The sequence below is a fragment of the Martinezella lusitana genome, from assembly GCF_010668395.1.
GTDB classification, from domain to species: domain Bacteria; phylum Pseudomonadota; class Alphaproteobacteria; order Rhizobiales; family Rhizobiaceae; genus Rhizobium; species Rhizobium lusitanum_A.
On the sequence record NZ_WUEY01000005.1, the window covers coordinates 232,905 to 255,724 of the forward strand.

Annotated in this window: 15 protein-coding genes; 6 read left to right on the top strand and 9 right to left on the bottom strand. The window is 63.4% G+C overall.

The features are described 5' to 3' along the window. Nucleotides 1-71: 71 nt before the first annotated feature. Nucleotides 72-749, bottom strand: coding sequence for a TetR family transcriptional regulator (locus tag GR212_RS13945; RefSeq protein WP_163987162.1), 678 nt, complete (start codon nucleotides 747-749; stop codon nucleotides 72-74). Nucleotides 750-896: 147 nt separating this feature from the next. Between GR212_RS13945 and GR212_RS13950 the strand changes: the two genes are divergently transcribed. Both GR212_RS13950 and GR212_RS13955 read left to right on the top strand, forming a co-directional pair. Then, nucleotides 897-2,156: an efflux RND transporter periplasmic adaptor subunit gene (locus tag GR212_RS13950; RefSeq protein ID WP_163987163.1), complete on the top strand. Its 1,260-nt coding sequence runs from the start codon at nucleotides 897-899 to the stop codon at nucleotides 2,154-2,156. 8 nt (nucleotides 2,157-2,164) lie between these two features. Next, entirely contained in the window at nucleotides 2,165-5,317 is a 3,153-nt protein-coding gene (locus GR212_RS13955; RefSeq protein WP_163987164.1) for an efflux RND transporter permease subunit, read from the top strand. Between the two features lie 320 nt (nucleotides 5,318-5,637). On the opposite strand, the gene GR212_RS13960 is transcribed toward GR212_RS13955, so the two are convergent. The 4 genes from GR212_RS13960 to GR212_RS13975 all read right to left on the bottom strand — a co-directional run bounded on the left by GR212_RS13960 (nucleotide 5,638) and on the right by GR212_RS13975 (nucleotide 14,645). Further along, entirely contained in the window at nucleotides 5,638-8,745 is a 3,108-nt protein-coding gene (locus tag GR212_RS13960) for an efflux RND transporter permease subunit (protein WP_163987165.1), read from the bottom strand. Next, nucleotides 8,742-11,861 carry an efflux RND transporter permease subunit gene (locus GR212_RS13965; protein ID WP_163987166.1) on the bottom strand — a complete coding sequence of 1,040 codons (3,120 nt, stop codon included), beginning with the start codon at nucleotides 11,859-11,861 and terminating at the stop codon, nucleotides 8,742-8,744. Before GR212_RS13965 ends, GR212_RS13960 begins: the two co-directional genes overlap by 4 nt. Next, nucleotides 11,858-13,324 carry an efflux RND transporter periplasmic adaptor subunit gene (locus GR212_RS13970; protein WP_163987167.1) on the bottom strand — a complete coding sequence of 489 codons (1,467 nt, stop codon included), beginning with the start codon at nucleotides 13,322-13,324 and terminating at the stop codon, nucleotides 11,858-11,860. The genes GR212_RS13965 and GR212_RS13970 overlap by 4 nt, the downstream gene beginning before the upstream one ends. A 214-nt stretch (nucleotides 13,325-13,538) precedes the next feature. Further along, the gene (locus GR212_RS13975) at nucleotides 13,539-14,645 is read right to left on the bottom strand and encodes an RHE_PE00001 family protein (RefSeq protein ID WP_163987168.1); all 1,107 of its coding nucleotides are present in this window, start codon (nucleotides 14,643-14,645) and stop codon (nucleotides 13,539-13,541) included. Nucleotides 14,646-14,818: 173 nt separating this feature from the next. Here GR212_RS13975 and GR212_RS13980 point away from each other — a divergent pair, with 173 nt between their 5' ends. Then, nucleotides 14,819-17,326, top strand: coding sequence for a heavy metal translocating P-type ATPase (locus GR212_RS13980; protein ID WP_204326572.1), 2,508 nt, complete (start codon nucleotides 14,819-14,821; stop codon nucleotides 17,324-17,326). 10 nt (nucleotides 17,327-17,336) lie between these two features. Beyond that, nucleotides 17,337-17,723, top strand: a complete 387-nt coding sequence (gene cueR / locus GR212_RS13985; protein WP_163987169.1) for a Cu(I)-responsive transcriptional regulator — start codon at nucleotides 17,337-17,339, stop codon at nucleotides 17,721-17,723. A 254-nt stretch (nucleotides 17,724-17,977) separates the two neighbouring features. On the opposite strand, the gene GR212_RS13990 is transcribed toward cueR, so the two are convergent. Continuing rightward, a complete protein-coding gene (locus GR212_RS13990) occupies nucleotides 17,978-19,168 on the bottom strand; it encodes an acetyl-CoA C-acyltransferase (protein ID WP_163987170.1) in 1,191 nt (396 codons plus the stop codon). Between the two features lie 170 nt (nucleotides 19,169-19,338). Between GR212_RS13990 and GR212_RS13995 the strand changes: the two genes are divergently transcribed. Continuing rightward, nucleotides 19,339-19,566, top strand: coding sequence for a type II toxin-antitoxin system VapB family antitoxin (locus tag GR212_RS13995; RefSeq protein WP_163987171.1), 228 nt, complete (start codon nucleotides 19,339-19,341; stop codon nucleotides 19,564-19,566). Then, the gene (locus tag GR212_RS14000) at nucleotides 19,566-19,961 is read left to right on the top strand and encodes a type II toxin-antitoxin system VapC family toxin (protein WP_163987172.1); all 396 of its coding nucleotides are present in this window, start codon (nucleotides 19,566-19,568) and stop codon (nucleotides 19,959-19,961) included. The genes GR212_RS13995 and GR212_RS14000 overlap by 1 nt, the downstream gene beginning before the upstream one ends. A 42-nt stretch (nucleotides 19,962-20,003) precedes the next feature. Here GR212_RS14000 and GR212_RS14005 read toward each other — a convergent pair whose 3' ends face one another. The 3 genes from GR212_RS14005 to GR212_RS14015 all read right to left on the bottom strand — a co-directional run bounded on the left by GR212_RS14005 (nucleotide 20,004) and on the right by GR212_RS14015 (nucleotide 22,716). Beyond that, a complete protein-coding gene (locus tag GR212_RS14005; protein WP_163987173.1) occupies nucleotides 20,004-20,309 on the bottom strand; it encodes a hypothetical protein in 306 nt (101 codons plus the stop codon). A gap of 104 nt (nucleotides 20,310-20,413) precedes the next feature. Further along, nucleotides 20,414-21,853: an MFS transporter gene (locus tag GR212_RS14010; RefSeq protein WP_163987174.1), complete on the bottom strand. Its 1,440-nt coding sequence runs from the start codon at nucleotides 21,851-21,853 to the stop codon at nucleotides 20,414-20,416. A 200-nt stretch (nucleotides 21,854-22,053) separates the two neighbouring features. After that, complete coding sequence (locus tag GR212_RS14015) at nucleotides 22,054-22,716, bottom strand: sulfite oxidase-like oxidoreductase (protein WP_163987175.1); 663 nt, start codon at nucleotides 22,714-22,716, stop codon at nucleotides 22,054-22,056. Nucleotides 22,717-22,820 lie beyond the last annotated feature (104 nt).

Consider the following 22,820-nt stretch of genomic DNA (forward strand, 5'->3'; position numbering starts at 1 on the left):
ACAATGCCGATATGGCCGGATAGGCCATATCGGCATTGCCTTTCAATCAGCCGGAACTCTCTCGCAACAGTCTATCGGCAGCCTTTGCGCGGCTGAACGCCGGCAGTGAAAATCGCGATGCATTGGCGCAGGTGGCGCAGCCGTGTTTCGCGATCCGGCCAATCGTTCGGATGGCCCGGCTTGGAAATCATCGCACCGAAGATCATGTTCATGAGCATGCGCCCGCCGCTCGCGGCATCGTCGATCTCGATCACCCCGCGCCGCTGCTGCTCGGCAAGCCAGTCGGCCAGAATCCGCTGCGATTGCTGGGCGCCGTGGGTGTGCAGCAGCGTCGCAATCTCGGGAAATCGCTGCGATTCGCTGATGGCGAGATGAATGAAGGCATCGCGCTCCCGCTCCTGCTCTTCATCCATGTCGATCATGAAGATCTGTTCGAGCGCTTCGGCGAAAGGCAGATCCTCTTCGGGATCGCGCGGCAGGGCCAGCATGGATGCGCGATGCTCGGCGATGATCGCCATGAAAAGATCGCTCTTGCTCGGAAACAGCTTGTAGAGGGTCTGCTTCGAAATCCTGCATCGGGCGGCCACGAGATCCATCGTCGTACCGCCGTAGCCAAGCTCATAGAAGGTCGCGCGCGCCTCCTTGACGATCTCGGCTCGGCGAGCGTCGTCATTCACGGTTTTCGGGCGGCCGCGCGGGCGGCGCTTGATGGCCTGGTCGGCCTTGCCTGCTCGTTCTTTTGTCAGCACTTCCGTCTTGACCCCAACAGCCGAATGCGATTGACATTTGAAGCAGTATACATATTTTCTGTACGACTTGGTACTGTAAATAAGGCAACAGGAAATAGCAACGTGCGAAAGCTCGCTCCTCCCACTTCTGCACCCGCATATCCGACGATGTCCGCTCGCCTGTCAGCCGGCCGCGCTTCGATGACCATCGCAGGGCTTGTCGCTGCGGTGATGCTGGCCGGCTGCAACCAGCAGAATACCGCCCAGAACAACGCTCCCGCCGTCAAGACGGAAGTCAGCGCGATGGCGCTGCATCCGCAATCCGTCGCGATCACCGCCGAACTGCCCGGCCGCACCAGCGCCTACCTCGTCGCCGAAGTGCGGCCGCAGGTCGGCGGCATCATCCGCAGCCGCAACTTCAAGGAAGGCAGCGAAGTCAAGGAAGGCGACGTGCTCTACGAGATCGATCCGGCCTCGTATCAGGCATCCTACGACAGCGCGGTCGCTGCCTTGCAGAAGGCGGAAGGTGCCCTGCCGAGCGCCCAGTCGAAAGTGGATCGCTACAAGAGCCTCACGGCGCAGGACGCCGTCAGCAAGCAGAACCTTGATGACGCCGTCTCCACGCTAGCCCAGGCGAACGCCGACATCGCGTCCGCAAAAGCGGCCCTGGAAACAGCGCGGATCAATCTCAACTATACCAAGATGCGCGCACCGATCGCCGGCCGCGTCGACGCTTCCGCGGTCACGGTAGGCGCGCTCGTCACGGCAGACCAGACAACGGCGCTCACCACCATCCGCCAGCTCGATCCGATCAACGTCGACGTCACCCAGTCGAGCACAAACCTGCTGGAGTTCCGCCGCGCCATTACGGAAGGCCGCCTGAAGACCAGCGGCGACAATGTTTCGGTCCATCTGACGCTGGAAGACAACAGCCAGTATAAGGAAACCGGCAAGCTCGAATTCGCGGAAGCCGCCGTTGCCGAAACCGTTGGCACGATTACCGTCCGCGCCGTTTTCCCCAATCCGGACCGCGTGCTGCTGCCCGGCATGTACGTGCGCGCCACCCTCCAGGAAGGCATAGCCGAGAACAGCTTCCTTGTGCCGCAGCGCGCCGTGACGCGCAACACGAAGGGCGAACCGATCGCCATGTTCGTGACGGCCGACAACAAGGTGCAGCAGCGGGTGCTGAAGGTGCAGCGCAGCATCGGCAACAGCTGGCTGGTGAGCGAAGACATCAAGGACGGCGAGCGCGTGATCGTTGAGGGCAGCCAGCGCGTGCGCGACGGCCAGGAGGTCAACGTCTCTCCCGTGACCATCGACGATGCGACCGGCGAGGTTAAACAGGCGACCGCCGACGGCAAGCCTGCGGAACAGGCAGCATTGGAAAAGGCCGACACCAAGAGCGCCTCCTCCGGCGCTCAGAAGTGAGGTAGAGGATGTCCCGTTTTTTCATCGACAGGCCGATCTTTGCCTGGGTCATCGCCATCGTCATCATGCTGGCGGGGGCACTTTCGATCCTCACGCTCTCGATTTCGCAATATCCGCAGATCGCGCCGACCAGCGTGCGCATTAGCGCCACCTATTCCGGTGCCGATGCCGCCACCGTCGAAAACTCGGTGACCAAGGTCATCGAGCAGGGCATGACCGGCATCGACAATCTCGACTACATGACATCGACCTCGACCTCGACCGGCCAGGCTTCGATCACGCTGACCTTCACCAACAAGGCCGATCCCGACGTCGCGCAGATGCAGGTGCAGAACAAGCTGCAGCTCGTCACGGCGCAGCTGCCGCAGGCCGTGCAGAACACCGGCATCATCGTCTCCAAGTCGACGTCGAACTTCCTGATGGTCGTCGGCTTCGTATCCACCGACGGCAAGCTGAACTCCAACGACCTTGCCGACTATATTTCCAGCACGCTCAACGATACGCTGAAGCGCATCGAGGGCGTCGGCGATACGCAGATCTTCGGCGCCGGCTATGCCATGCGCATCTGGGTAGACCCGGACAAGCTCGCCAAGTACCAGCTGATGGTGAGCGACGTCACCAGCGCGATCCAGTCGCAGAACTCGCAGGTTTCTGCCGGCCAGCTCGGCGCGCTGCCGCAGCGCAAGGGTCAGCAGCTCAACGCGACCGTAACGGCCAAGAGCCGCCTGCAGACGCCCGAGCAGTTCGAAAACATCATTCTGAAGAGCCAGTCCGACGGCGCGCTGGTGCGCCTCAACGATGTCGCCACTGTCGAGCTCGGGGCCGATAGCTACACCACGTCGAGCACCTATAACGGCCATCCTTCGGCCGGCCTTGCAGTGATGCTCGCCTCCGGCGCCAACGCCATCAACACGGCGGAGGGAGTAAGGGCGACCATCGACAACCTGAAGCAGACCCTGCCGCCGAATGTCGAGGTGGTCTACCCCTACGACACGACGCCGTTCGTGAAGCTGTCGATCGAAGACGTGGTCAAGACGCTGTTCGAAGCCATCGTGCTCGTCTTCATCGTCATGTTCGTCTTCCTGCAGAACATCCGCGCCACGCTGATCCCGACGCTCGCCGTCCCGGTCGTCCTGCTCGGCACGTTCGGCGTGCTCTCCCTGTTCGGATACTCGATCAATACGTTGACCATGTTCGGCATGGTGCTCGCCATCGGACTTCTGGTCGACGACGCCATCGTCGTCGTCGAAAACGTCGAGCGCGTCATGGAGGAAGAAGGATTGTCGCCGCGCGAGGCGACGATCAAGTCGATGGAGGAAATCACCGGCGCATTGATCGGCATCGCCACGGTCCTTTCGGCCGTTTTCATCCCGATGGCCTTCTTCTCCGGTTCGGTCGGCGTCATCTACCGCCAGTTCTCGGTCACGATCGTCTCGGCGATGGTCCTCTCGGTCATCGTCGCCTTGATCCTGACGCCGGCCCTTTGCGCCACCATCCTCAAGAAGCCCCAGCATGGGTCCAAGGAAAAGGGCGCCTTCGGCTGGTTCAACCGCAACTTCGAGCGGGCGACGCACTACTACCAGCGCGGCATTCACGGGATGATCCGCCTCACCATCGTCTTCCTGCTGGCGTTCGTCGCGATCGGTGGCGCCGTCGGCTACCTGTTCAACCACCTCCCAAGCTCGTTCCTGCCGGACGAGGACCAGGGCATCCTGTTGACGGCCATCCAGCTTCCACCTGGCGCCGCGGATTCCCGAACCTGGGCCGTGCTCGACCAGGTGAAGGACTATTATCTCAATACCGAGAAAGACTATGTGGACGGCGCATTCGCGGTCGCCGGTTTCGGCTTCAGCGGTCAGGGCCAGAACGTCGGTATCGTCTTCGTGAGGTTGAAGGACTTCGAGCAGCGCAAGACACCGCAATCGAAGGCTCAGGCGATTGCCGCCCGCGCCATGGGCGCCTTCTCCAAGATCAAGGACGGCAGTGTTTTCGCGCTTGCCCCGCCGGCGATCCCGGGCTTCGGCAGCTCGAGCGGCTTCGACTTCTTCATCAAGGACATCAACGGTGCCGGCCATGCGGCATTGATCGCAGCCCGCAACCAGCTGCTCGGCGCCGCTGCGAAGAACGCCAAGCTGTTCGGCACTCGCCCGAACGGCCAGGAAGATACGCCGCAATATTCTCTGAACATCGATGAAGAGAAAGCAAGCGCGCTGAACATCCAGCTCTCCGACATCGACGCCACCCTGTCGACCGCATGGGGCGGCACCTACGTCAACGACTTCATCGATCGCGGTCGCGTGAAGAAGGTCTACGTGCAGGCCGACAAGAACTTCCGCATGCAGCCGGAAGATTTCGGCCGCTGGTATGTGCGCAATTCGGATGGCGCCATGGTGCCGTTCTCGGCCTTCTCCAGGGGCGAGTGGAACTATGGCTCGCCGCGCCTGGAACGCTACAACGGCTCGTCGGCCGTCGAAATCCAGGGCGCCGCCGCTCCGGGCGTTTCGTCGGGCGATGCCATGAACGAGATCGACAAGATCATGGCGAGCCTGCCGCCGGGCTTCAGCCACGAATGGACGAGCCTGTCGGCACAGGAAAAGCTCTCCGGCAACCAGGCAAGCCAGCTCTACGCGATCTCGATCCTGGTCGTCTTCCTGGCACTTGCCGCTCTCTACGAGAGCTGGTCGATCCCGCTCGCCGTCATGCTGTCGGTTCCGATCGGCATCTTCGGGGCGCTGCTGGCCGCAACGCTGTTCGGCCAGTCGAACGACGTCTACTTCAAGGTCGGCCTGCTGACGACCATCGGCCTGGCGGCGAAGAACGCCATCCTGATCGTCGAATTCGCCATCGAACAGCAGAATCAGGGCAAGAACCTGATCGACGCGACGCTGGAGGCGGCCCGACAGCGCCTGCGGCCGATCCTGATGACCTCGCTCGCCTTCATCCTCGGCGTTCTGCCGCTGGCGATCGCCAACGGCGCCGGATCGGGCAGCCAGAACTCGATCGGCATCGGCGTCATGGGCGGCATGATCTCGGCCACCGTGCTCGGCGTCTTCTTCATTCCGCTGCTCTTCGTCTCGGTACGCCGGATCTTCAAGGGCAAGATCAGGTCGACGCCGACGCCGGAAGCGGCGGCAACCGACAGCGGCGCCGCCACGCACTAACCACCGATATCCGTCCGCTCCCGGCACCCGCATGCGGACGGCTTCGACCGAAAATCAACCAAAAGGGCTCCCGCCATAACGGGAGCCCTTTTGTTTTGTGATCCAATGAAAAGCAGAAAGCCTTCCGGTGCAGGCACCGTGTGCGATGCTGCCTTTCCGAACGGCGCGGTAAGGGCTTGAAAGCTGCCGCTGTAAGGCGGGCGGGACACGTCGGGCTCACCTCGACGCTTGGAACGCAAATTCCCTTGATCTCCGCCGCCGCGCCGGGAACGATCAATCCCGTTCGAGATCGCGATCCGCGATCGATGGCGAAGACCTCGTCAGCTCGACGCGGCAGGCACCGGCGCCGTGGTCTGCGGCTTCGGCGACCATTTCGCATGCAGCTTGGCAAGCATCAGATAGATGATCGGCGTGGTATAGAGCGTCAGCACCTGCGACACGACAAGTCCGCCGACGATGGTGATGCCGAGCGGGCGGCGCAGCTCCGCGCCGGGGCCGCTGGCGATGATCAACGGAATGGCGCCCATCAGCGCGGCCAGCGTCGTCATCAGGATCGGCCGGAAGCGCTTGAGGCACGCCTGATAGATGGCTTCCTCCGACGACAGGCCGAGCGTGCGCTCGCCCTGCAGCGCGAAGTCCACCATCATGATGCCGTTCTTCTTGACGATGCCGATCAGCAGGATGATGCCGATGAAGGCGATGATCGTCAGCTCCGTGCCGCTGATGACAAGCGCGAGCAGCGCTCCGAGACCGGCCGACGGCAGCGTCGAGATGATCGTCAGCGGATGCGCCAGGCTCTCATAGAGAATGCCGAGAACGATGTAGACCGTCAGCAGCGCCGCCAGAAGCAGCAAGGGCTGGCTGCCGGACGATTGGGTGACGCTCGCCGCATCTCCGGCGAAATCCGCATGCAGCGTGTCGGGCAGATGCATTTCCAGCACCGCCTGCTGGATGGCGTCGTTCGCCGCCTGCAGGGGCGTATTGAGCGCCAGATTGTAGGAAATGGTGACGGACGGATATTGGCCCTGGTGATTGACCACCAGCGGCGCCAGCGTCCGATCGATCGACGCGACGGCACTCAGCGGAACCTGCGTGCCGCCGGAGGCCGGCACATAGAGCTTGGAAATATCGCTGGGATCGAGAGCGTAGGTCGGATCGGCCTCCAGCACAACGCGATACTGGTTGCGCTGCGTGTAGATCGTCGAAATCTGCCGCTGGGCGAAGGCATTGTTCAGGGCCGCATCGATGGATTGAATGCTGACGCCGAGCTGCGAGGCCATGCTCCGGTCGATATTGACGGTCGCCTGCAGGCCGTTCGGCTGCCTGTCGGTCGCAACATCGGTCAGCTCGTGCAGGGCCTGCAGTCGCAGCAGCACCTTTGGCGCCCATTCCACCAGCTCGTCGTAATTCGCGCTCCAGACCGTGAACTGATATTGCGATTGCGACTGGCGCGCACCGGCGCGGATATCGCCGGGCGAAAACAAGAAGGTACTGAGGCCCGGAACGGCCATCAGCTGCTTGCGAAGCCGGTCTATGACCTCGGCTGTCGGCGCACGCTCGGACTCCGGCTTCAGCGAAATATAGAGCTGGCCGCGATTGACGGAACTGGAAAAACCGCCGCCGCCGACGGAGGAGCCGAGGCCGGAAACCGCAGGATCCTTCGAGGCGATATCCGCCGCCTGTTGTTGCAGCTTGACCATGGCCGGATAGGAGATGTCGGTCGCCGCCTGCGTCCCGCCCTGGATGAACCCTGTGTCGTCCTGCGGAATGAAGCCCTTCGGCACCTTGACGTAGAGGTAGCCCGACATCACGACGCAGCCGATGATGACGAGTACGGAGAGCACCCGATGGTGCAGCACCGCTTTCAGCGTACGGCCATAAAAGCCGATGATCGCGCCCAACGTGCCCTCGACAAGGCGGCCGAACGGTCCGGGTCGCGCGTCGATATCGTGCTGACGCAGGCGATGCCCGCAGATCATCGGCGTCAGCGTCAGCGACACCAGTGTCGAAACGACGATGGTGAAACCAAGCGTCAGCGAGAAGGTCTGGAAGAAGCGGCCGACGATGCCGCCCATGAAGAAGAGCGGTATGAACGCGGCAAGCAGGGAGAGGCTAATCGAAATGACCGTGAAGCCGATCTGCTTCGCCCCTTCGAGCGCCGCCCGCATCGGCTTCATGCCGGTTTCCAGATTGGCATAGATGTTCTCGATCATGACGATGGCGTCGTCGACGACGAAGCCGACGGATACGGCCAGCGCCATGAGCGAGAGATTGTCGATCGACAGTCCGAAGAGCCACATCGCCGCGAAGGTTCCGGCAAGCGACAGCGGCACGGTAACGCCGGCGGCAAACGTCGGCGTCGCGCGTCGCAGGAAGACGAAGACCACCGCCATGACGAGGCAGATGGTGGCAAGCAGCGTCCACTGCATGTCGTTGACGCTGGCGTGGATCGTCGTGGTGCGGTCGGAAAGGATGGAAACCTTGACACCGGTGGGAATGAGCCGCTGCAGCTCGGGGATCAGCTCCTTGACGCCATCGACGGTGGCGATGACGTTCGCATCGGCCTGCTTGGTGATATTCAGCAGCACGGCCGGCTTGCCGTCATACCAGGCGTCGGAGCGGCTGTTGCGCACACCCGGCTCGACCGTGGCGATATCGGCAAGGCGAACGGCCGTGCCGTCGCCGCTCTGCACGATGATCTTTCCGTAGTCTTCCGGGGTCCGCAATTGCCCGTTCATGGCAATGGAGAACGCACCGCCGGCTCCGTCGATGGAGCCGAACGGACCGAGCACGTTGGCGTTGACGATCGCGGTGCGGACGGTATCGAGCGAGAGCCCCATGGCCGAAAGCCGGTCGGGATCGAGCCTGACGCGCACCGCCGGCTGGTCGGCGCCGCTGACGGTGACGCCGCCGACGCCGTCCACCTGCGAAATGCGCTGCACGACCACCGTGTCGGCCGCATCATAGATGGCACTCGGTGAGACGTTGTCCGAGGTCAGCGCCAGGATCAGCACGGGCGCCGCCGCCGGATTGATCTTGCGGAAGGACGGTAGCGTCGGCAGATCGCCCGGCAGGTCGGTCGCCGCCGCGTTCAAAGCCGCCTGCACGTCCTGCGCGGCACCATCGACGCTGCGCGAGAGGTCGAACTGGATGATGATGGTGCTCGACCCCAGCGAGCTTACCGACGTCAATTGCGTGACGCCGGCAATGGTGCCGAGATGCCGCTCGAGAGGTGCCGCCACGCTTGCCGCCATGCTGGCGGGATCCGCGCCGGGACGGCTGGACGAAACGACGATCGTCGGCAGATCCACGGTCGGCAGGCTTGCGACGGGCAGGAAACGATAGGCGACGATGCCGAGGATCATCAACCCGATCGCCAGAAGCGTCGTCCCGACAGGGCGTTTGACGAACGGCTCCGAGATGTTCATGTCCCGCCACCCGCCAGTTCGTTCATTTCGGCGCTCGGCGTGCCGGTGGTGCGGCCGACGACCTTGGCGCGCAGACGCTCGAAGGCGAGATAGATCACCGGCGTCGTATAGAGCGTCAGCAGCTGCGAAAGCACGAGGCCGCCGATGATGGTGATGCCGAGCGGAATGCGCAGCTCCGCGCCCGTGCCCTGTGCGAGCGCCAGCGGCAAGGCCCCGAAGAGCGCCGCAAGCGTCGTCATCATGATCGGGCGGAAACGCAGGATCGAGGCCTTGAGAATGGCTTCGCGTGGCTCGAGACCCTCCTTGCGCTCCGCCTCCAGCGCGAAGTCGATCATCATGATCGCGTTCTTCTTGACGATGCCCATCAGCAGCACGATGCCGATCAGCGCGATGATGGACAGATCCTGACCGAACAGCATCAGCGCCAGCAGGGCCCCGACACCGGCCGACGGCAGCGTCGAAAGGATGGTCACGGGATGAACGGCGCTTTCGTAAAGCAGGCCGAGCACGATGTAGATCGTCACCACGGCCGCCAGGATCAGCCAGGGCTCGCCCGCCAGCGACGAGGCAAATTCCTCGGCGTCGCCGGAATATTTGCGCTGGATATTGTCGGGCATGCCGATGTCCTGCTCCGCCGCCTTGATTTCGCTCACGGCATCGCTGAGCGACGCGCCCTTGGCAAGATCGAAGCTGAGCGTCACCGCCGGGAACTGCTCGTCATGGCTGATGACCAGCGGCGCGGTCGTGAAGCTGGCCGACGTGAAGGCGTTGAGCGGCACCTGCGTATCGCTGGCGCCGGCAACATAGAGCTTGTCCAGCGACTTCGGGTCCGACTGATATTGCGGCGCCGCCTCCAGGATGACGCGATACTGGTTGGCCTGGCCGTAGATCGTCGCGATCTGGCGCTGGCCGAAGGCGTCGTTCAGCGTATCGCTGACGGCCTGCATCGACACGCCGAGCCGCGAGGCGGTTTCCCGGTCGACGTTGACGAAGATGCGGCCGCCGCCCATTTCGACCTCGGAGGAGACGTCCATGAGCTTCGGGCTCTGCTGCAGCCGCTGTACCAGCTTCGCGGCCCAATCGACCACCGTCGCCGTATCCGTCCCGGTCAGCGTGTACTGGTAGGGTGCGCGGCTTGCCCGGGTGCTGATCGAGATGTCGCGCACGCTCTGGAAAGTAACGTGAATGCCCGGCAGGCCGGTGACCTCATCGCGCATCCGGTCGATGATCTGATCGGCGGAAACGTTGCGCTCGCTTCGGGGCTTGAGCACGAGGCTGAGGTTGCCGGTGTTCAGCGTCAGATTGCTGGCGCTGGTGCCGATGACCGAAACCACGCCGCTGACATCCGGATCCTTGCGCAGCCGATCGGCCACGGTCGCCTGCACCTGCTTCATCGTTTCGAAGGAAGTCGTCGGTTCGGCCTCGATCACCGCCGTAATCAGGCCCGTGTCTTGCGCCGGCAGGAAGCCCTTGGGAATGACGACATAGAGCGCAATCGTCGCGGCAAGCGTGACGACGGTGACCACGAGCATCAGGCCGCTGCGATCCACTGCCCAGACGAGGCTGCGGCGATAGCCTTCGATCAGCCGTTCCGTCAAGCGGTCGGCGCCGGCCAGGAACCCGCCTTCGCGATCCTTCGGCTTGCGCAGGATGCGCGCGCACATCATCGGCGTGAGCGTCAGCGAAACAAGAGCCGACACCACCACGGCGATGGTGAGCGTCAGCGCGAATTCGCGGAACATGCGCCCGACGATCCCGGTCATGAACAGCAGCGGAATGAACACCGCAACCAGCGAGACGGTGAGCGAAATGATGGTGAATCCGATCTCGCCCGCCCCCTTCAGCGCCGCCTGCATCGGGTTTTCGCCCTCTTCGATATGGCGGGCGATGTTCTCGATCATGACGATGGCGTCGTCGACGACGAAGCCGGTGCCGATCGTCAGGGCCATGAGCGAGAGATTGTCGAGGCTGAAGCCGGCGAACCACATCACGCCGAAGGTCGCGATCAGTGACAGCGGCAGCGCGACGCCGGCAATGAAGGTCGCCGTCATCGTCCGCAGGAACAAGAGGACGACGAGGATGACGAGGCCGATGCTGATGACCAGCGTCCATTGCACGTCATGGATCGAGGCGCGGATGGTCTCCGTGCGGTCGTTGACGATATCGAGGGAAACGCCGGCCGGCATCGCCTGCTTCAGCTTCGGGATCTGCTTCAGCACATTCTCGACCGTCTGGATGACGTTGGCGCCCGGCTGGCGCATGATGTCGAGGATGACGGCGGGCTGCCCCTGATACCAGGCGCCGACGCGGTTGTTCTCCAGCCCTTCGACGACTGTCGCCACGTCCTTCAATTGCACCGGCGCACTGTTGCGATAGGCGACGATGACGGATTTATAGACGTTGGGATCGACGATCTGGTCGTTGGCGGCAAGCGTGAAGCTCTGCTGGGTGCCGTCAAGCGCGCCCTTGGCGCCGGCAACGCTGGCATTGGTGATGGCGGTGCGGATATCCTCGAGCGCGAGGCCATAGGAGGCAAGGCGCGGCAGGTCTACCTGAATGCGGATCGCGGGCTTGACCCCGCCCTGGATGTTGACGTCGCCGACGCCGGACACTTCGCTCAGGCGCTGCGCCATCATCGTGTCGGCGAAATCGCTGAGTTCGCGGATAGAATAGCTGTCGGAGCGTAGAGCGAGCGTCACGATCGGCGTATCGGCCGGGTTCACCTTCGAATAGGTCGGCGGATAGGGAAGCGTGCGCGGCAAGGTCGAGCCGGCCGCGTTGATCGCCGCCTGCACGTCCTGCGCAGCGCCGTCGATATCGCGGCCGAGATCGAACTGCAGCGTGATCTGGCTGATGCCGAAAGCGCTCGACGAGGTCATCGAGGCGAGCGACGGGATCTGGCCGAGGGGGCGCTCCAGCGGCGCCGTCACCAGGGCCGCCATCGTGTCGGGGTCGGCGCCGGGAAGCTGCGTGGTCACCTGGATCGTCGGGAAATCCACCTGCGGCAGCGGCGCGACCGGCAGAAAGAGAAAGCCGAGAATACCGCCCAACAGGACAGCAACCCCGAGAAGCGAGGTGGCGATGGGACGGCCGATGAAGAGCGACGAGACGTTCATTGCTGCTGCGTCGGAGCTGCGGTGGAGTTGCCGGATGCGGAGCCGCCGCTCGTATCTGCCCCCTGCTCGGTGCCGGCGGCATGCTGGCCGCGATGGCCGCCGTTTCCACCCTGACCGTTATGCCGGCGATGGGGACGCTCGCTCGCATTCGCGCTGCCCGAACCGCCATCCTGCGGGTCGTTTTCCGCGATGGGCTGGCCTTGATCGTCCGTCGTCGGCGCATTCGGCGCGGCCTGATCCGGATTGCCCGAGATCTGCACCTTCGATCCGTCCTGAAGCCGCGCAAAGCCTGTCGTCACCACCTTGTCGCCCGGAGATATGCCATCGGCGATGACGGCGAGCGTATCGTCCTGCTGGCGCACCTTCACCGACTTCATCGCAACGGTCTGAGCTTGATTGATGACATAGACGAAGGTGCCGTTCGGTCCGCGCTGCACGGCGGCACTCGGGATGACGGTGACGCCCTTCAGCGTCTCCACGAGCAGACGCGCATTAACGAAGGCGCCGGGCCACAATGCCAGCTTGTCGTTCGGAAAATTCGCCTTCAGCCGCACGGTGCCGGTGGTCGGATCGACCTGGTTGTCGACTACGCCCAGCGCGCCGTTGTCGATCACCGTCTGGCCATCGCTTCCCATGGCCTGGACGGAGAGCGTTCCGGCGCCGCTGGCCGCATTGACGCGGGCGAGCTGCTGCTGCGGAATGGAGAACAGGACGGAGATCGGCTTGATCTGCGACAGCGTCACGATGCCTGTCGCATCCGACGAGCTGACGAGGTTGCCGACGTCGACGTTGCGGATACCCGTGCGCCCGTCGATGGGCGCCTTGATCGTCGTGTAGTCGAGGGTCGCCTGCGCGCTTTCGATGGCCGCCACGTCGACCTGGATCTGCGCCGTATATTGCGCGACGAGCGACATCTGGGTATCGACCTGCTGCTGCGTGCCGGAAGCGCTCTTCACCATGAGCTGGAAGCGGGCAAGGTCACGCTGGGCGCCGGCAAGCAGGGCTTCATCCTGCGCCTTCTTGGCGACCGCCTGGTCACGCTGCGCCTTGTAGACTCCATCGTCGATGCGGGCGATGACATCGCCCTTCCTGATGTCCTGGCCTTCCTCGAAATCGATTTCGACGATCTTGCCGCTGACCTGCGCGCGCACGGTGACGGTGTTGAGCGCCTTCACCGACCCGACGCCATCGATATAGACGGGGACATCCGCCGTCATCGCGTCGGCGGCCAATACGGGAACGGGACCGCTGAACTGCGACATGCTGCGCCGCCGTCCGCCGCCGCCACCCTGGCCCTGGCCGCCACGGCGCTCGCCCTGGGCTTGCTCGCCGGGTGCGGTTGCGCTCTGATAACCGAGCAGCTTCTCCGCCGGCCCAAGCCAGCGATCACGGGTCGCATAGGCGCCGTATCCCACAGCGCCGATCACCGCCAACCACACTACGACCCGAAATGTCCGAGCCATCCATACACCTTCCTTCAAAGCCTTCGGCGATCCACGATCCGCCGCTATTCATTGCGCGACTCTAGCTTGCATCGCACTGCTTAGGAATTTGGTATGGCCATTAAATTTTGTCCATTTTAGCGCCACTTAGCGTAACAAACTGTAACATTGGACGAAAAACCAGGGTTGTGGTTGCAAGGCTTGATGCTTCTGCGCGCACCAGCCGTTGCGGCGCTCAAAGCACGCCCCAGCCGCGATAGCGGCCACGGCCCGTCATTTCGCGCAGGCCGAGTTCGGCCACCAGATTAAGCGCGCCCCTGGACGTGACGCCGACATGCCGCGCGATCATTTTGGCCGAGACGATCGGCCGCGACAGCACGATGTCGATGACCTCCGGCAGGCTGCTGTTCGACCGCCGGTCCTTGAGCCGCAGCTCCATCTGCAGCCTGGCGAGCGAAAGGCGATCCAGCTCCTTCAGGCCTGAATCGGCCGAGAGCGCCATGGCCTCCAGGAAGGCCGCAAGACGCGTCGTGCGGTCCGGCGCGCGCCGCCGGTCATGCCGCACGGCTTTCAGCCCGACATTCAGGCAGAAAAGATGCGAGGTCACCTTGCCCCGGCTGCGCAGATAGGCGCTGGCCAGCAGGCCGCCGAGCCAGTGCTGTCGCCGCAAGGGCTCGATTCGCTCCCAGGCGTCGAACAGCACCGCCGCACCGAGAACCGGCGGCAGCAGATCCGCCTCGCGGATGGTGGAACGCCAGCTTTCCAGCCGCACATCCTCATCCCAATCCTCGTCGCGGATCAGGGCAAGAGGGTCGTCGGCATCGATGGACGCCGGTCGAGGTTCCGGGACGCCGCCGTTGAGGATCTTGTCGGATCGGGCGAGGATGGCGTCGATCTCGGCGAAATCGACACCGAAATTGTCTTCCTCGTCCTCCTCTTCGGGCTCCATGGTCCGGGCCGATGTCGGGCGCGGCGGGATCGCGTCTTCAGCCTCGCCCACGTCGCCGCGCAAGACGGCAAGTCCGGCAGCCTCGAGCCCCCAGGAAGGATCGGCGGTCCAAAGGCGTCGCCGGCTCCGCAGCACGGCATGGGCTATGGTCAGCTCATGCGTGGGCGTGCGCGTATCCATGCGCGCATCGTGCAACACGAGATCCTCCACATGCACCAGTTCGCCGCTGACCCAGAGCGCACCGGCGGCATCGAAAAAATGTCCGCGCTCGCGAAAACCATCCGCCACCGCATGCCGCTGGACACGCTCGTCCAGCCGCGCCAGCATGTCTTCCGCCCTGACGATGGCGGGCAGAAGCGTGGCAAGCGGAAGCGTGGTCAGATCATATCGCATTGGAATCACATCATTGCATCGATCTTACGGAACTTATCACCGCCCTTCGCGGCGAGATAGGAAGGGCACCCTGTGAACTGTGGATGGCAATCATTATTTTCCGCTTGACCTTCCAGTGACAGGAAGGTTCATAAAGCAGTCCGATACCCCCCACCGGGGCAAAGGAGTTCGATATGGCATTGCACGACGAGCAGGATCACAGCCATCACGGCCACGGTCATCACCACCATCACGACACCCAGACGCAGGATGCGGTGATCCGCGATCCCGTCTGCGGCATGACCGTCGATCCCAACGCCGGAAAGCCATCGCTGGACTATCAGGGCCGCAGCTTCCACTTCTGCAGCAACGGCTGCCATGCGAAATTCGAAGCTGCGCCGGAAAATTATCTTTCCGCCAAGGATCCGGTCTGCAGCATGAGCGTAGATCGCGCCACGGCGCGTCATTTTCTGAAACATGAGGGCGAGAAATTCTATTTCTGCTCCGCCGGCTGCAAGGCCAAGTTCGAGACGGATCCATCCGCCTATCTCGACGGCAACCGGCCGGCCCCCAAGCCAGTGCCGAAGGGCACGCTCTATACCTGCCCGATGCATCCCGAAGTCGTCAGCGACCATCCCGGCGATTGCCCGAAATGCGGCATGGCGCTGGAACCCATGGGCGTGCCGGCCGCCGACGAGGGCCCGAATCCGGAGCTTGTCGATTTCACCCGCCGGCTGTGGATCAGCGCCGCCTTGTCGCTGCCGCTGCTTGTCATCAGCATGGGCCCGATGATCGGCCTGCCCATGCGCGACTGGATCGGCGAACCCTTCGCCACATGGGTCGAACTCATCCTCGCGACGCCGGTCGTGCTCTGGGCAGCCCTGCCCTTCTTCCGCCGCGCCTGGAACTCGCTCGTCAACCGCAGCCCCAACATGTGGACGCTGATCGGCCTCGGCGTCGGCGCCGCCTATCTCTATAGCCTCGTTGCCACGCTTGCCCCCGGCCTGTTTCCCATGAGTTTCCGCGGCCATGGCGAAAGCGTGCCGGTCTATTTCGAAGCCGCTTCGGTCATCATCGCGCTGGTCTTCGTCGGTCAGGTCCTGGAATTGAAGGCGCGCGAACGCACCGGCTCGGCCATCCGCGCGCTTCTCGACCTTGCCCCCAAGACGGCACGCCGCATTGGCGCCGATGGCAGCGAGACCGATGTACCCGTCGACGAAATCCAGGCCGGCAACCGGCTGCGCGTACGCCCCGGCGAGCGCGTTCCGGTTGATGGCTCCGTCGTGGAAGGACAATCCACCATCGATGAATCGATGATAACGGGCGAGCCCCTGCCAGTCGAAAAGGCCAGGGGCGATACCTTGACCGGCGGCACGATCAACAAGAACGGCACGCTCGTCATGCAGGCCGAAAAGGTCGGCGCCGACACGACGCTGTCGCGCATCGTCGAGCTTGTCGCCAAGGCGCAGCGCTCGCGCGCGCCGATCCAGACGATGGTCGACCGTGTCTCCGCCGTCTTCGTGCCTGCCGTGGTCGCGGCCGCGGTCGTCGCCTTCGCCGTCTGGGCCTTCGTCGGGCCGGAGCCGCGCCTTGCGCATGCGCTGCTCGCCGCCGTCGCGGTGCTGATCATCGCCTGCCCCTGCGCGCTCGGGCTGGCGACGCCCATGTCGATCATGATCGCCACGGGCCGCGGCGCACAGGAAGGCGTGCTGGTGCGCGACGCCGAGGCGCTGGAACGCTTCGCGAAGGTGGATACGCTGATCGTCGACAAGACCGGCACCCTGACCGAAGGCAAGCCGAACCTCACGGACGTCGTCACGACGACGGGCATAGAGGAGGTGCATCTTCTGTCGCTCGCAGCCAGCCTGGAACGCGGCTCCGAACATCCGCTCGCCGAAGCGATCGTTGCCGGTGCCGAGGAACGCGGCGCAAGCTTCATCGACGTTTCCGGCTTCTCGGCGATCACGGGCAAGGGTGTCGAAGGCCGCGCCGGCGAAACCGCGATCGCCCTCGGCAATGCCGCGATGATGGCTGACCTTGCGGTCGCGACCGATGCCCTGAAGGCCGAGACCGAGCGCCTGCGCGGCGAAGGCAAGACCGTGATGTTCGTCGCCATCGACAACAAGCTCGCCGGCCTTGTCGCCGTCGCCGACCGGATCAAGCCGACCACCGCAGCCGCGATCAAGGCGCTGCACGAGAGCGGCCTGACGATCGTCATGGCGACCGGCGACAATGGCAAGACCGCCGCTGCGGTCGCCAGGCAGCTCGGCATCGACGAGGTGCGCGCCGACATGCTGCCCGAGGGCAAGAAGGCGCTGATCGACGAACTGCAGGCCAAGGGCCATGTCGTCGCCATGGCCGGCGATGGCGTCAACGATGCGCCGGCGCTCGCCGCCGCCGATGTCGGCATCGCCATGGGAACGGGCGCTGACGTCGCCATGGAAAGCGCCGGCATTACGCTGGTGAAGGGCGATCTCAACGGTATCGTCAGGGCACGCCGCCTGTCGGAAGCGACGATCCGCAACATCAAGCAGAACCTTGCCTTCGCCTTCGGCTATAATGCGCTTGGCGTGCCGCTGGCCGCAGGGGTGCTCTATCCGGTCTTCGGCCTGCTGCTGTCGCCGATGATCGCGGCCGCTGCGATGAGCCTGTCCTCGGTCTCGGTCATCGCCAACGCGCTGCGGCTGCGGATCGCGAAATAGGGAGAAGAAGATGAACATCGGCGAAGCATCCGGCCGCTCCGGCCTGCCGGCCAAGACGATCCGCTACTACGAGGATATCGGACTGATCCGGCCCGACCGCAGCGACAACGGTTACCGTGACTATGGCTCCGACGACGTGCACAAGCTGCGCTTTCTCCACCGCTCGCGAAGCCTCGGCTTCTCGGTGGAGGAGTGTCGGCAGCTGCTGGCACTCTATGAAGACAAGAGCCGCGCCAGCGCCGACGTCAAGGACATCGCCGCCACGAAACTCATCGAAATCGACCGCAAGATCCGTGAACTGACGGAGCTGCGCCACACGCTGGAACATCTCGTCCACGCCTGCCACGGCAACGAGCGGCCGGACTGTCCGATCTTGGAGGAGTTGTCGGAGGGGTGAGAATGGACGGCGGTTTGGATGGCTGCATGAAAAATATCCCTCCCCCGTAAGCAGCTGGGCTATCGCATATGGCGCAAGTCGATGCGGCATATACCTTCTCCCCTCGGGGAGAAGGGGGTACGCGACAATAACCTACGATATTTCCCGCAAGCTCACCGTCTGGCACGGTCGTCGCTTCTCCCCCAAGTGGGGAGAAGGCTAGGATGCGGGCCAGTCCACCGATGCCGATGAAACAAGCGCGCCTGAAGCGACGCCTATCCAACCCTCTCCACCGCAATCGCCGTCGCCTCGCCGCCGCCGATGCAGAGTGCTGCGACACCGCGCCTGGCGCCTTGGCGTTCCAGCGCATGCAGCAGCGTCACGATCAGGCGCGCGCCCGTGGCGCCGATCGGGTGGCCGAGGGCGCAGGCGCCGCCGTTGACGTTGAGGCGATCGCGCTCGATGCCGAGGTCCTTTGCCGCCGCCATGGCGACGACGGCGAAGGCCTCGTTGATCTCGAACAGATCGACATCGCCAATCTTCCATCCCGTCTTGTCGAGCACCTTGCGGATCGCCGGGATCGGCGCCGTCGTGTACCAGGCCGGCTCTTGGCTGTGCGTGGCATGGGCCTTGATCTCGGCAAGAATGGGCAAGCCCTCGCGCTCGGCGATCGAGCGGCGCGTCAGGATCAGGGCTGCCGCACCGTCGGCATTGGCGGAAGCGCTGGCGGCCGTGATGGTGCCGTCCTTGCGGAACGCGGGTTTCAGTGTCGGGATCTTTTCCGGCGACACCTTCTGCGGATGCTCGTCCTTGGCAACGGTGACCGGACCGCCCTTGGCCATCACCGAAACCGGCGTGATCTCCGCCTCGAAAGCGCCCGTTTCCAGCGCCTTGCGGGCACGCGACAGGGTCTCGACCGCATAAGTATCCTGATCGTCGCGGCTGAACTGATAGGCCTCGACCGCCATCTCGCCGAAATCGCCCATGGAGCGGCCCTTCTCATAGGCATCCTCCAACCCGTCGAGCATCATATGGTCGAAGATGCGGTCGTGGCCCATGCGATAGCCGCCGCGTGCCTTGGCGAGCAGATAGGGCGCATTCGACATCGACTCCATGCCGCCGGCGACCGCGATGGAGGCCGATCCGGCAAGAATGAGGTCATGCGCCAGCATGGTCGCCTTCATGCCGGAGCCGCAGACCTTGTTGATGGTGGTGGCGCCGACCGCATCCGGCAGGCCGGCCCCGCGCGCAGCCTGCCGTGCCGGCGCCTGTCCCTGCCCCGCAGGCAGGACGCAGCCGAACAGGACCTCGTCCACACTCTCCGCCGAAAGGCCGGCGCGCTCCAGCGCCGCGCGGATGACATGCGCGCCTAGCTCGGGCGCCTGCAGCGAAGCGAGTTCTCCCTGGAAACGGCCAAGCGGCGTGCGCGTGGCGGACACAATCACGACAGGATCGATAGCGGGCATGACAACTCCTCACGGTCAGCGAACGGCATCTTTGAACGCTACTGCTACCACGTTAGATGATGTTCGTCATCTAAATATCACAAAAGATGAGCTCAAGGCCGCAGACGGATCCGATTGCCCTCCCGGCATATACGCCTTAAGGATATCCGCAAAAATTGAAAGGATATTCCATGCCGCTTTACATCAAGGACGACGCCATCGATCGGCTGGCCCGGCGCTATCAGGCCCTGACCAAAGCTCCCACCAAGACCGAGGCGGTGCGACTGGCCTTGCAGAAGGCACTGGATGAAGAACTGACGAAACCGGCCCTTGCCGATGTCGCCGTCGCCTTCTGCCGTAATCTCAAGCAGAAAGCCACTGCCAAGGGCGAGAATGCCGGCACGACGGGAGACGTTTGATGTTTATCGACGCTTCGGTGCTGTCGGCAATGATGACCGACGAAGAGGAGGCGCGCGCCTTCGCCATCCGCATGCAGCCGGCAACGGCGCGAACGACGTCGCCGCTCGCGGTTATGAACGCCGCAATCCTGGTGTCCGCCATTTTGGGATTATCGCCGACCGAGGCCGGCGAAGCTGTCCGCACGTTTCTGCAGCTCATGAACATTCAGCAGCTTGCCGTGCCGCCCCGCGCCGCCGCACTGGCGACCGAGGCTTACGAGCACTACGGCCAAGACAGCCATTCGGCACGCCTCAGCCTTGACGATTGCATAACCTATGCCTGCGCTCGTTATTACCGCCAGCCGCTATTGTCGAAAAGCGACCGGTTCAAGCAGACCGATATCGAGCTGGCCTAGGCCGCCCCGAGTGGGCGAAGCCGGCTCGATACCATCCAGCCGTTACGGGCAAAGCGAGGCCGAGCCTGCGGAGAACGTGTTCGAACGTGCGCCGACGGAGTTGGGGGCAGCGGCGCATTGCAGCCGGGAAATCGAGTCGCCGGCGCGGATCGGGCCGGTCACCGACGGGTCGGTATTGATCGTGCCGTCCGGAAGAATTGCATCCTTCGAATGGTCGACATTGCCGACATCGGCCTGGAACGCCTCGACATTGACGCGCTTGGGATGATGCTTGTGCACCTGCTCCGCCATGGCGGCGCTGGACATGCCGACAACGAGAGCGGAGATAGCGAGGGTTCTAAGCAGCATGGGACTGCCTCCTATGGGAGTTGTTGCGAAATTCATATGGGAACTGGCAAGCCATTTTTACAGCGGCTTGCGTCTCAATATCGTTAAGAGTTTGAAGGTTTTGATCAGGTCTTCACTTTGTGGCGGGACACCTCTGCGCCGGCATCGTGCGGCAGGCTGATAAAACGCAATGCGGAGATGCCACCGATAAGGCCAACGACGAGGAAAGCCCAGCGAAAATCGACAAGCGAGAGCGTTTCACCCCCATGAAACGTACGTGAAAGATTGAGCACCGCGGCCGCCACGGCAACGCCGAGCAACAGCGACACCTGCTGCAGCATGCTCGACAATGTCGAAGCGGAACTGCGCTGTGCGGCATGGATATCGGCAAAGCCGAGCGTATTCAGCGCCGTGAAGTTCATCGATCGCGAAAGGCCGGCAATGAATAGCAGGCAATATATCAGCAGATCCGGCGTGGAAGGCGATAGAAACGCACATGCGGCAATGCTGGCCGACGAGATCAGGCCATTGACGACGAGCACGTCACGGAAGCCGAAGGCTCTCAGCATCTGCGTCGTGATCGCCTTCATGCCGAGATTGCCGGCGAAATAGAAGAGCAGATAGGTGCCGGCGTCGATCGCCGTGCGGCCGAAACCGACCTGGAAGAGCAGCGGAATGAGGAAGGGCGTGGCATTGATCGCGACGCGGCTTGCCGTGCCGGCCGAAAGCGTCGACATGGCGAATGTCTGCACCTTGAAGGCGGAGAGATCGAGCAAGGGCGCATCGACCTTCATGAAATGCCTGGTGGCGACAACCGAGAAAACCACGCCCGCGGCAACGAGCCCGATGCTGGGCGCCAGTCCGGTAGTGCCCTGAACCACGAATTCCAGACCGGCGAGCAGAAACGTCAGCCCGGCAGCCGATTGGAGAAAGCCGATGAAATCCAGCCGCGCGACCTTCTCCTCCCGCTGGTCCGGCACGAAGCGCAGGACGAGACCGAGACCGATGATGCCGATCGGGATGTTGATCAGGAAGTTCCAGTGCCAGCTGAAATAGGTGGTGATGAAGCTGCCGAGCACCGGGCCGATGACGGGAGCGGTCAGCGCCGGCCAGGTGATCATCGACATTGCGTGTACGAGATCGGATTTACGCGCGTTTTTCAGCACGATGATGCGCCCCACCGGCGTCATCAGCGCACTGCCGACGCCCTGGACGGCGCGGGCGATGATGAATTCGGTGAGATTGCCCGACAAACCGCAAAACAGCGATGCCACGGTGAAGATGGTGATCGACGCGAGAAACACCCGCCTTGCGCCGTAGCGATCGCCCGCCCAGCCGGCAAGCGGCACGAAAGCCGCCATGGTCAGCAGGTAGACCGTGATGCCGATGCTCATCGAGACCGGCTCGACACCAAACGTTTTCGCCATCTGCGGCAGCGACGTTGTGACGATGGTGCCGTCGAGAATCTGCATGAAGAAGGAGACGGCGACGACAAGGGCGATGATGCGGGACTGCCGGCCGAAACTTGCTTCGGAAGGCTGATCTGTGGTCCTGGCAACGGTCATGGCATGAAATTTCAGAGAAGGGCGTTAAAGGGGCCGGTACTCCGGCAACAATCATACCATCATTGAATACGCCCATCGCGGCGGCTTGCAAAGCCGCAAAGCCACGTCGGCGCCATCAAATCGGCACGGTGACACAGGAAGTCGCGATCTCTTTCGCGTTTGCAGCCACCGCACGGCCTGGCGGCTCCGTCGTGCCCGAATCAATCGTCCGAGTAGCGCTGCTCCCGCCAGGGGTCGCCATACATGTGATAGCCGTTCTTCTCCCAGAAGCCGACCCTGTCGGCGCCGATGAGCTCGATGCGGCTCAGCCACTTGGCGCTCTTCCAGAAATAGAGATGCGGCACGACCAGGCGCATCGGGCCGCCATGCTCGCCGGCCAGCGGCTTGCCCTCCCAGGCGGTGGCGAGGATCGCGTCTTCGGCTGCGAAATCCGAAAGCGGCAGGTTGGTGGTATAGCCGTCATAGCTGGTCAGCAGCACATGATGGGCCTCGGCCGTCGGCATGGCGAGATCAAGGAGATCACGCGTCGAAACCCCTTCCCAGCGATTGTCGTAGCGCGACCAGGTCGTCACGCAATGGATATCGCTGACGCGGGTGCTCCGTTCGATCGCCTGGAAAGCCGCCCAATCGAGGCTGAGCCGCTTTTCCACGAAGCCGAACACATCAAGCCGCCAACTCGACAGGGAAACTTGTGGCTGCACACCGAGATCGAGCACCGGCCAGTTCTTGACGAGATGCTGCCCCGGCGGCAGCCGCTCGGTCTCGGGCCGGCTGATGCGCCCCGTCAGAAACTTGCCCTCCGCCGCCCAGCGGCGCTTGGAGGTGGTGAGCTTGCTATCGGCTGGGATCGGATCGTCGCTCATGGAGGCATCCTCTGAAACTGCCGCCAATGGAGCTGCACAGAGGCTCGAGTGTCAAGACAATCAATTCAACCCAATTCCAACAAGCTCAAATCAACGCCGGTCTG

What these genes read in the sequence shown, in the direction of transcription:
- GR212_RS13950 (WP_163987163.1), top strand. Translation starts at nt 897, where the DNA reads ATGTCCGCTCGCCTGTCAGCCGGCCGCGCTTCGATGACCATCGCAGGG.
- GR212_RS13955 (WP_163987164.1), top strand. Translation starts at nt 2,165, where the DNA reads ATGTCCCGTTTTTTCATCGACAGGCCGATCTTTGCCTGGGTCATCGCC.
- GR212_RS13960 (WP_163987165.1), bottom strand. Translation starts at nt 8,745, where the DNA reads ATGAACATCTCGGAGCCGTTCGTCAAACGCCCTGTCGGGACGACGCTT.
- GR212_RS13965 (WP_163987166.1), bottom strand. Translation starts at nt 11,861, where the DNA reads ATGAACGTCTCGTCGCTCTTCATCGGCCGTCCCATCGCCACCTCGCTT.
- GR212_RS13970 (WP_163987167.1), bottom strand. Translation starts at nt 13,324, where the DNA reads ATGGCTCGGACATTTCGGGTCGTAGTGTGGTTGGCGGTGATCGGCGCT.
- GR212_RS13975 (WP_163987168.1), bottom strand. Translation starts at nt 14,645, where the DNA reads ATGCGATATGATCTGACCACGCTTCCGCTTGCCACGCTTCTGCCCGCC.
- GR212_RS13980 (WP_204326572.1), top strand. Translation starts at nt 14,819, where the DNA reads ATGGCATTGCACGACGAGCAGGATCACAGCCATCACGGCCACGGTCAT.
- cueR (WP_163987169.1), top strand. Translation starts at nt 17,337, where the DNA reads ATGAACATCGGCGAAGCATCCGGCCGCTCCGGCCTGCCGGCCAAGACG.
- GR212_RS13990 (WP_163987170.1), bottom strand. Translation starts at nt 19,168, where the DNA reads ATGCCCGCTATCGATCCTGTCGTGATTGTGTCCGCCACGCGCACGCCG.
- GR212_RS13995 (WP_163987171.1), top strand. Translation starts at nt 19,339, where the DNA reads ATGCCGCTTTACATCAAGGACGACGCCATCGATCGGCTGGCCCGGCGC.
- GR212_RS14000 (WP_163987172.1), top strand. Translation starts at nt 19,566, where the DNA reads ATGTTTATCGACGCTTCGGTGCTGTCGGCAATGATGACCGACGAAGAG.
- GR212_RS14005 (WP_163987173.1), bottom strand. Translation starts at nt 20,309, where the DNA reads ATGCTGCTTAGAACCCTCGCTATCTCCGCTCTCGTTGTCGGCATGTCC.
- GR212_RS14010 (WP_163987174.1), bottom strand. Translation starts at nt 21,853, where the DNA reads ATGACCGTTGCCAGGACCACAGATCAGCCTTCCGAAGCAAGTTTCGGC.
- GR212_RS14015 (WP_163987175.1), bottom strand. Translation starts at nt 22,716, where the DNA reads ATGAGCGACGATCCGATCCCAGCCGATAGCAAGCTCACCACCTCCAAG.